Source organism: Sphingomonas parva (ex Maeng et al. 2020), assembly GCF_004564275.1.
GTDB classification, from domain to species: domain Bacteria; phylum Pseudomonadota; class Alphaproteobacteria; order Sphingomonadales; family Sphingomonadaceae; genus Allosphingosinicella; species Allosphingosinicella parva.
The window spans coordinates 1-8,523 of sequence record NZ_SPDV01000096.1 but is presented as its reverse complement, the minus strand read 5'-3'; the positions used below and the strand labels follow the sequence as shown (position 1 = coordinate 8,523).

8 protein-coding genes are annotated in these 8,523 nt (G+C 68.5%); 6 read left to right on the top strand and 2 right to left on the bottom strand.

Going from position 1 to position 8,523, the window contains the following annotated elements; all coding sequences use genetic code 11:
* The 4 genes from E2493_RS20660 to E2493_RS20645 form a co-directional block, all read left to right on the top strand.
* A partial coding sequence (locus E2493_RS20660; RefSeq protein ID WP_191993033.1) for a retropepsin-like aspartic protease occupies positions 1-575 on the top strand: 575 nt, incomplete at its 5' end.
* A 68-nt stretch (positions 576-643) separates the two neighbouring features.
* Positions 644-1,702 carry a retroviral-like aspartic protease family protein gene (locus tag E2493_RS20655; protein ID WP_135090034.1) on the top strand — a complete coding sequence of 353 codons (1,059 nt, stop codon included), beginning with the start codon at positions 644-646 and terminating at the stop codon, positions 1,700-1,702.
* Positions 1,703-1,770: 68 nt separating this feature from the next.
* Positions 1,771-2,823: a retroviral-like aspartic protease family protein gene (locus E2493_RS20650; protein WP_135090634.1), complete on the top strand. Its 1,053-nt coding sequence runs from the start codon at positions 1,771-1,773 to the stop codon at positions 2,821-2,823.
* A 142-nt stretch (positions 2,824-2,965) separates the two neighbouring features.
* Positions 2,966-4,285: a Gfo/Idh/MocA family protein gene (locus tag E2493_RS20645; protein WP_135090632.1), complete on the top strand. Its 1,320-nt coding sequence runs from the start codon at positions 2,966-2,968 to the stop codon at positions 4,283-4,285.
* A gap of 62 nt (positions 4,286-4,347) precedes the next feature.
* Here the strand turns inward: E2493_RS20645 and E2493_RS20640 are convergent, their stop codons facing one another.
* Positions 4,348-5,646 carry a serine hydrolase domain-containing protein gene (locus E2493_RS20640; protein WP_135090630.1) on the bottom strand — a complete coding sequence of 433 codons (1,299 nt, stop codon included), beginning with the start codon at positions 5,644-5,646 and terminating at the stop codon, positions 4,348-4,350.
* 264 nt (positions 5,647-5,910) lie between these two features.
* Between E2493_RS20640 and E2493_RS20635 the strand changes: the two genes are divergently transcribed.
* Both E2493_RS20635 and E2493_RS20630 read left to right on the top strand, forming a co-directional pair.
* Positions 5,911-7,020 carry a PAS domain-containing sensor histidine kinase gene (locus E2493_RS20635; protein ID WP_135090628.1) on the top strand — a complete coding sequence of 370 codons (1,110 nt, stop codon included), beginning with the start codon at positions 5,911-5,913 and terminating at the stop codon, positions 7,018-7,020.
* A 195-nt stretch (positions 7,021-7,215) separates the two neighbouring features.
* A complete protein-coding gene (locus tag E2493_RS20630; RefSeq protein ID WP_135090626.1) occupies positions 7,216-7,824 on the top strand; it encodes a hypothetical protein in 609 nt (202 codons plus the stop codon).
* Between the two features lie 198 nt (positions 7,825-8,022).
* Here E2493_RS20630 and E2493_RS20625 read toward each other — a convergent pair.
* Positions 8,023-8,523, bottom strand: a 501-nt coding sequence (locus tag E2493_RS20625) for a transposase (RefSeq protein WP_191993021.1), incomplete at its 5' end; no start/stop codon positions are given.

Below are 8,523 nucleotides of genomic sequence, written 5' to 3'. Positions count from 1 at the left end.
GGCTGATGATGGATTTCGAGAAGAGGCTGATCCAGGTCGAGGATGCCGAGAAGCCGTGGACTCCGCTCCCCGGCGAGATCGTCGTCACCGGGCGCCTCCGCCGCGGCCAGCTGATCCTCACCCAGGTCAGCGCCGCCGGCCTGCCGCTCGACGCGGTGATCGACACCGGCACCCAGATCTCGATCGGTAATCTCGCGCTGCGCGACAAGCTCATGCGCCACCGGCGCGGCAGGGTCGAGAAGGGCATCGTCACCGGCGTCACCGGCACCGAGGTCGAGCTCGAGGTCGCCCAGATCGCCGAGCTCCGGCTCGGCTCCGTGATCCTCAGGAACGTGCCGATCGCCTTCGCCGACGTGCCGCCGTTCCACGTCTTCGATCTCGCCGATCGGCCCGCCTTGCTGCTCGGATCGGACCTGCTCGAGACCTTCCGCCGCGTCTCGCTCGATTTCCGCCGTCGCAAGGCGCGCTTCCAGCTGCGCCGCTGCGGACCGCAGGCGGTGTCGATCGGCACGATCCAGACCGCGGTGCGGACGCGGCTCTCGACCACCGGCGGCAAGGAAATCTGCGGCCGCTAGGCCGCAAAGGGTGGTGGCGGGTGGCCGCCGAAAGGATTAGCCTCGCAGCGACGCGAGAGAGGAAGCGCATGGTCCGCACTCGGTTCGTCCTGGCGTGCTTGCTGGCGGTCCTCGCCGGCAGCGTGAACGGCGCTCCGCCGCGGATCGGCCGGCCGCGCCCGGCGCCGCCCACCGGCTCGACGCTGCCGCCGCTGCCGCCGGCGGAGATCGACGACAGCCTGTCGGTCGAGGGCGACGAGATCGAGGCGCGCAAGGTCGAGACCCGCCTCACCGTCGAGGTGCGGGTCAACGGCCGCGGACCCTATCAGTTCGTGGTCGACAGCGGCGCCGATACCTCGGTGATCGGAGTCCGCATCGCCCGCGAGCTCGAGCTCCCGCTCGGCACCCCCGTGATCCTCAACAGCATGACCGACCGGGCGATCGTCGATCGCGTGCGCGTCGCCGAGCTGACGCTCGGGCCGAGCACGATCCGCGACCTGCATCTGCCGGCGCTGCGCGAGAACGACGTCGGCGGCGCCGGAATGATCGGCATCGACGCGCTCGTCCGCCAGCGGCTGATGATGGATTTCGAGAAGAGGCTGATCCAGGTCGAGGATGCCGAGAAGCCGTGGACTCCGCTCCCCGGCGAGATCGTCGTCACCGGGCGCCTCCGCCGCGGCCAGCTGATCCTCACCCAGGTCAGCGCCGCCGGCCTGCCGCTCGACGCGGTGATCGACACCGGCACCCAGATCTCGATCGGTAATCTCGCGCTGCGCGACAAGCTCATGCGCCACCGGCGCGGCAGGGTCGAGAAGGGCATCGTCACCGGCGTCACCGGCACCGAGGTCGAGCTCGAGGTCGCCCAGATCGCCGAGCTCCGGCTCGGCTCCGTGATCCTCAGGAACGTGCCGATCGCCTTCGCCGACGTGCCGCCGTTCCACGTCTTCGATCTCGCCGATCGGCCCGCCTTGCTGCTCGGATCGGACCTGCTCGAGACCTTCCGCCGCGTCTCGCTCGATTTCCGCCGTCGCAAGGCGCGCTTCCAGCTGCGCCGCTGCGGACCGCAGGCGGTGTCGATCGGCACGATCCAGACCGCGGTGCGGACGCGGCTCTCGACCACCGGCGGCAAGGAAATCTGCGGCCGCTAGGCCGCAAAGGGTGGTGGCGGGTGGCCGCCGAAAGGATTAGCCTCGCAGCGACGCGAGAGAGGAAGCGCATGGTCCGCACTCGGTTCGTCCTGGCGTGCTTGCTGGCGGTCCTCGCCGGCAGCGTGAACGGCGCTCCGCCGCGGATCGGCCGGCCGCGCCCGGCGCCGCCCACCGGCTCGACGCTGCCGCCGCTGCCGCCGGCGGAGATCGACGACAGCCTGTCGGTCGAGGGCGACGAGATCGAGGCGCGCAAGGTCGAGACCCGCCTCACCGTCGAGGTGCGGGTCAACGGCCGCGGACCCTATCAGTTCGTGGTCGACAGCGGCGCCGATACCTCGGTGATCGGAGTCCGCATCGCCCGCGAGCTCGAGCTCCCGCTCGGCACCCCCGTGATCCTCAACAGCATGACCGACCGGGCGATCGTCGATCGCGTGCGCGTCGCCGAGCTGACGCTCGGGCCGAGCACGATCCGCGACCTGCATCTGCCGGCGCTGCGCGAGAACGACGTCGGCGGCGCCGGAATGATCGGCATCGACGCGCTCGTCCGCCAGCGGCTGATGATGGATTTCGAGAAGAGGCTGATCAAGGTCGAGGACGCGAGCACGCCCTGGAAGCCGATGCCCGGCGAGATCGTGGTCACCGGCCGCCTGCGCCGCGGGCAGCTGATCCTCACCCACGTCAAGGCCGGCGGCCTGTCGCTCGACGCGGTGATCGACACCGGCAGCCAGATCACGATCGGCAACCATGCGCTGCGCGACCGGCTGGTCCGCCGCGGCCGCAAGACGCAGAAGGTGATCGGCACCGGCGTCACCGGCGGCTTCGTCGAGTTCGAGGTCGCCCAGATCGCCGAGCTTCAGCTCGGCCCGGTGACGCTGCGCAACGTGCCGATGGCCTTCGCCGACGTGCCGCCGTTCGAGATGTTCGGCCTCGCCGACCGGCCCGCCTTGCTGCTCGGCACCGACCTGCTCGAAAATTTCCGCCGCGTCTCGCTCGACTTCAAGGCGCGCAAGGCCCGTTTCCAGCTCCGCCGCTGCACCCCCCAGAATGTCGCGATCAGCACCTCCCGCTTCGGCGCGACACGGCTGTCCTCGACCGGGTCGCCGGAGGTCTGCGGGCGCTAGGAGAGAGGGAAGGGGCCGCACGCGCGGGATGGCCATCGCTGCACGGCATCGGAGCCGCGGTCCAGGCGGCGTGCATCGTGCGCCCTTGCGACCGGCGATTTTAGCGCTACCAATTCGCCAACGACATTCAGGGGGAGACCAGATGAGCGCCCAATTCGATCGCCGCGCGATCCTCGCCGGCGGACTCGCCGCCTCGGCCCTGATGCCGCTCGAGCAGGTCTTCGCCCAGCGCCGCCGGACGTCCGCCAACGACAAGGTCCGGGTCGGCGTGATCGGCTGCCACGGCATGGGCTGGGCGAACCTCAATGCGATGAGCAAGGGCGCCGACGTCGAGCCCGTCGCCCTCTGCGACGTCGACACCAACGTCCTTGCCGATCGCGGTGCCGAGCTGCAGGCCTCCTCCGGCCGCGCGCCGCGCCTCTACCAGGACTATCGCCGCATGCTCGACGACAAGGACGTCGATGCGGTGATCGTCGCCACGCCCGATCACTGGCATGCGCTGATGCTGGTCGACGCTCTGTCGGCGGGGAAGCATGTCTATTGCGAGAAGCCGCTCGGCAACTCGATCGCCGAATGCCGCGCGATGGTCGCCGCCCGTCGGCGCCACGACCGCGTCGTCCAGGTCGGCCAGTGGCAGCGCAGCAACAAGCATTGGGCCGACGCCATTGCCCATGTCCACGCCGGCGGCATCGGCCGGGTCCGCAAGGTCAGGGCATGGGCCTACATGGGCTGGATGAAGAACATCGCGCCCCAGCCGGACCAGGAGGCGCCGGCCGGCGTCGATTACGACCGCTGGCTCGGGCCGGCGCCGCAGCGCGCCTTCAACCCCAACCGCTTCCATTTCAACTGGCGCTGGTACTGGGACTATGCCGGCGGCCTGATGACCGATTGGGGCGTCCACCTGATCGACATCGCCTTGCTCGGCATGAAGGCCCAGGCGCCGAACTCGGTCAGCGCGCTCGGCGGTGCCTACGCCTATCCGGGCTCGGCGATGGAGACTCCGGACACCCAGACCGCGATCTACGATTTCGGCGATTTCTCGGTGGAATGGGACCATGCGGTGGGCATCAGCCGCGGCCCTTATGGCGGCCATGATCATGGCGTCGCCTTCGTCGGCGAGACCGGTACCTTGGTGGTCGACCGCAGCAAATGGTGGGTCTCACCCGAGACCAGCGACGACAAGCCGCTGACCCGCGAAATCCCGATCACCAAGGCGAGCGACAACGGGCTCGACCGGCACACCGCCGACTTCATCGCCTGCATCAAGGATCGCGCCCGCACGCCGGCCTGTCCGATCGAATCGGCGGCCAATACCGCGATCGTCTGCCAGATGGGCAACGTCGCCTGGCGCACCGGCCGCAAGGTCCATTGGGACGCCGCCGCCGGCCAGTTCAAGGGCGACGCCGAGGCCAATGCGCTGATCGTCCCCCGCTACCGCGCGCCGTACCGCATGCCGGCCTGAGCGGGGGAGGAGCGTTCCTCCAACCTTTGCTCGGGGCGAGACCTCCGCGCCGCGCCCGGGCCTTACTCCACGGCCTGGTAGATCAGGGCGCGCAGCTTGCCGTGGTCGTCGACATTCCCCGCCGGCAGCAATTGGGTGAGGTAGACCACCGTCAGCCGCTCCTCGGGATCGACCCAATAGGTGCTGTGATAGGCGCCGCCCCAGCCGAACTCGCCCTCCGAGCCGGGAGCGCCGGCGCGGCCGAGGTCCTCGCGGATGCTGAAGCCGAGGCCGAAGCCCATGCCGGGATTGAAGCCGATGTCACCGAGGTGATCGGCGGTCATCAGCTCCACCGTCTTGCGTCCGAGATAGCGTCGCCCGTCGAGCTCGCCGCCGCGGCGGAGCATCTCGAGGAAGCGGCTGTAGTCCGCGGCGGTCGAGAGCAGGCCGGCGCCGCCCGAGAAGGCGAGGCGGGGGCCGTTCAGATAATGGCCCTGGCCGAACGGGCGGCTCTCGCCGGCGGCGCCGGGCTCGGCGGCGCGTTGCAGGCCGGACGCGTTGGCCGAATAGACCGTCGCCAGCCGGTCCGCCTTGTCGCGAGGGAGATAGAAGGACGTGTCCTTCATGCCGAGCGGACGGATCAGCCGCGCGTCGAGGAACGCCGCCAGCGACTGGCCGCTGACCTTCTCGACGATCACGCCGAGGATGTCGGTGTTGTAGCCGTAGACGAACGATTCGCCCGGCTGCGCCGCCATCGGCAGCCGCGCCATGCGGGCGACGACGCTCGCCACCGGCTCGTTGCGGTCGGCGAAATACCAGCCGGTGATCCCGGCATCCTGCCAGGCCTTCTCGCCCGGACCGGATCCGTAGGAGATCCCCGCAGTGTGGGTCATCAGGTCGCGGATCGTGATCGGCCGTTTGGCCGGGACGACGTCGTAGCCGCCGCCCGGCTTCGCCACCGCAACATTCGTGCTCGCCCATTCCGGCAGGTGCTTGCCGACCGGATCGTCGAGCAGCAACTTGCCTTCCTCCATCAGCATCATCGCCGCGACGCTGGTCAGCGCCTTGCTCTGCGAGGCGATGCGGAAGATGTCGTCCTCGCGCATCGCCGCGCGCTTTTCCCGGTCGCGCCAGCCGAAGGCCTCGGAATAGACGTCGCGGCCGTCCTGCTGGATCTTGACGACCGCGCCGGCGATCCGCCCCTGGTCGACATAGGCCTGCAGCGTCTCGCTCAGCCGGCGCAGGCGCTCGGCGGAGAGGCCGGGCGTCGCAGTCGCCGAGAGGGCAGGGGCGGGGGGACGCGCGACGGAGACATTGCTCCAGCCGCACAGAGCGGTCGCGACCAGCGCCCCCGAAAGCACATGCGTGACGAACGCCCTCATTCCTGTCTCCCCCTGCATCCGCAGCCGTTGTGCCCGACCATGCGAAGGCAGCTGCGGCGCCGTCAAGCACCGTTCGCAGCGGGTCGTGGCGGGCGCCTTCGCGACGTGAGCGGATCAGTCGCCGCCGGCCCTGGCATCGCGCGGAAACGTCGCCGACCATTTCGCGTGGTCGACAATCCCTCTTCGGGCATCTGCCCGGGTGCCCGCGGCGCGATCCGAAGCTGCCGACGAGAGGGTTGACGAGGCAGGGCGTTCGCCGCGACCTTGGCCGATACCGCGCCAAAGGGGGGACATGCCATCCTGGATTTCAAGGAGATCGCCGACGCGACGCCGTCGCTCATCTGGGTCTCGAACGCGAGGAAGGAGGGTGTCTGGTTCAACCGGACATGGCTCGAGTATACCGGCGCGACCCTGGAGGAAGAGCTCGGCGAAGGCTGGCTGCGGCGCATCTGTCCCGAGGACGTCGGTGCCATCGACGAATGCGTGCGCGCCTTTGCGGAGCAGCGGCCGTTCCGGACCGAGTTCCGCCTTCGCCGCGCCGATGGTTGCTATCGGTGGATGATCGACACGGGTGTTCCGCGCTTCTCGGCGGACGGTGCGTTCGAGGGCTTCGTCGGTTCCCTGGTCGACATCGAGGACCGGAAGGTCGCGGAGGAGCAGAGGAACCTCCTCAGCAACGGCCTCCAGCCGTCGAGGCTCGCCACGATGACGGCGATGGCGTCCGCTTTCGCCCACGAGCTGAACCAGCCGCTCGCTGCGATATGCAATTACATCCGCGCGGCGCGCCGTATCGCGGGAGAAGGCAACCCCAGGCTCATCGAGCCGCTCCACGCGGCCGAGACCTGTGCGATGCGTGCCGGAGACATCATCCGGGGCATGCGCGCGACGGTCTCCCGGGCGAGCCCGGCCGGCAAGAGGGTCGACCTACGGGCCCTCGTTCGGGAATCCTTGCTGCTCGCGGAGCTCACCATGGGGCGCAGGAACGGCATCGCCGTCGACGTTCCGGCCGGCACTGCCGTCCATGTCGATGCCGTGAAGATCCAGCAGGTGCTCGTGAACCTGTTGCGCAACGCGGTCGAGGCGAGTGCCGGGCAAGCCGCGCCCCGGGTGGCAATTGTCGCGGCCCGGGAGGCGGAGCATGTCCGGATCAGCGTCGAGGACAATGGCCCCGGCTTCCCGGAGGCACAGGGCCGCGCGCGCTTCGAGCCGTTCAGGACCACCAAGGCGACAGGGCTCGGGCTCGGCCTGCCGATCTGCCAGAACATCGTCGAGGCCCACGGCGGCCGGCTCTGGGTCGATGCGACCTCCGCCGCGGGCACGCGTGTCTGCTTCACGGTGCCGAAGGATCCGCCGGCGCAGGATCGCCGGGGTTGATCGGGTCGGCCCCGATATCGCCAAGCAGCTGGCGACAGACGTGTCGATCCAGGTTTTTGTAAGCCGGCGGCTTCGCGCCATTTCCGGACGTCTGAGGCGCGCGTCGATCTTCCTGAAAGCGGACGCTCGTTTGAACGGGTCACCTCGTCTGCAAACGACCCGTTGCGGACCTTCGCGTCGTGCATAAAATGTTGAATGATTCTTCTCGCGCTCCTCGCCGCAATTTCATCCGTCCTGGTGCAGATCGCAGGCAATGCTCAAGCCCGCGATAGCAACCCAACCTCTGCCCCCGCCGCTTCGCAAGGTGCGCACTCGAGCAGCGAGTACGACGAGCAACGTATCGGCCCCTGGATGTTGCGCACGGATCGGAAGGCCCGCACCTTCGGCGTAATCTGGATGAACACCGGTGTCATTGAACTTGCAGCGCGTTCCGCTGACGGCAAGGCCGAGATCTCGATCCGCGACAACGGCGGTCGCCTCTCGGCCATGTTGACCACGCCGGGTTGCATCGTAGGGGCCCAGATGAAGTCGTACGAAGGCCAATCGAACGACGCCGATACGCTTGCGCAGTTCACCGCCGAGCTGCCAACACTTTGCGTGGGCTATGGGTACGACGCGGAAATTTCATCGTGGACGCACGATCTACCTGCCGCTTCTCGTGCCATGAAGCTAAGAGCGATCGCACTGTATGGGCCGGACCCCACCCGCTGTGTGGAACCGCCGTTCCGCTCCGACCGTCCGCCGCCACCCCATCCGATTTGCGGCTTTCCTGCTCCCGCTATCGGAGAGAACCATCAGAACTGAACCATTGCAAAGATGCGCCTACCGAGGCGAAGATCGAAGAGGCTGTAAACGTCCGCAATCCACCCCTTCCGGACCTACCTTGATGCGCTCTGCCGCGGCCCGCCGGAATGTCTCAGAAGGGTGGATAGTGTTGAAAAACGTCTGCTACTGACAAGAGCGGACGTTGCTGCGGTTGAGCGCGAGCACGGCTGAGCGGGATCACCCCGCCCTCGCCGGTGACGCCTCCGGGAGCAGCTTGGCCAGCTTGCGGAGGTTCTGGGCGGTGGCGGCGAGGAGGAATTCGTCTTTCGCTCCATTTGGTCCTCTCAGCCGCAACCGATCCACTTTCAGGATCCGCTTGAGGTGCGCGAACAGCATCTCGACCTTCTTCCGCTCACGCCGGGAGGTCAGGTAGGCGTCGGTCTGCGACAGGTCGCGGGCCATGTCGCGAGCGCCTTCGTGAATCGAGCGCGGTAGCTTGCGGGCGGGCTCGTTGGGACAGCATTGCGCCCTCAAGCCGCAGCTGTCGCAGTCGAGCTTGCTGGCGCGATAGAGCAAAGTGGCGCCGTCGTTGACGAGCGTGCCGCTGGTCCGCATCGGCTTGCCACCCGGGCAGCGATATTCGTCCCGTTGGCGGTCGTAGACGAATGCCTCGCGGCTGAAGGTGCCGTCGGTGCGACGCGACTTGTCGAAGACCGGGATGTGCGGCTCGATGCCGCG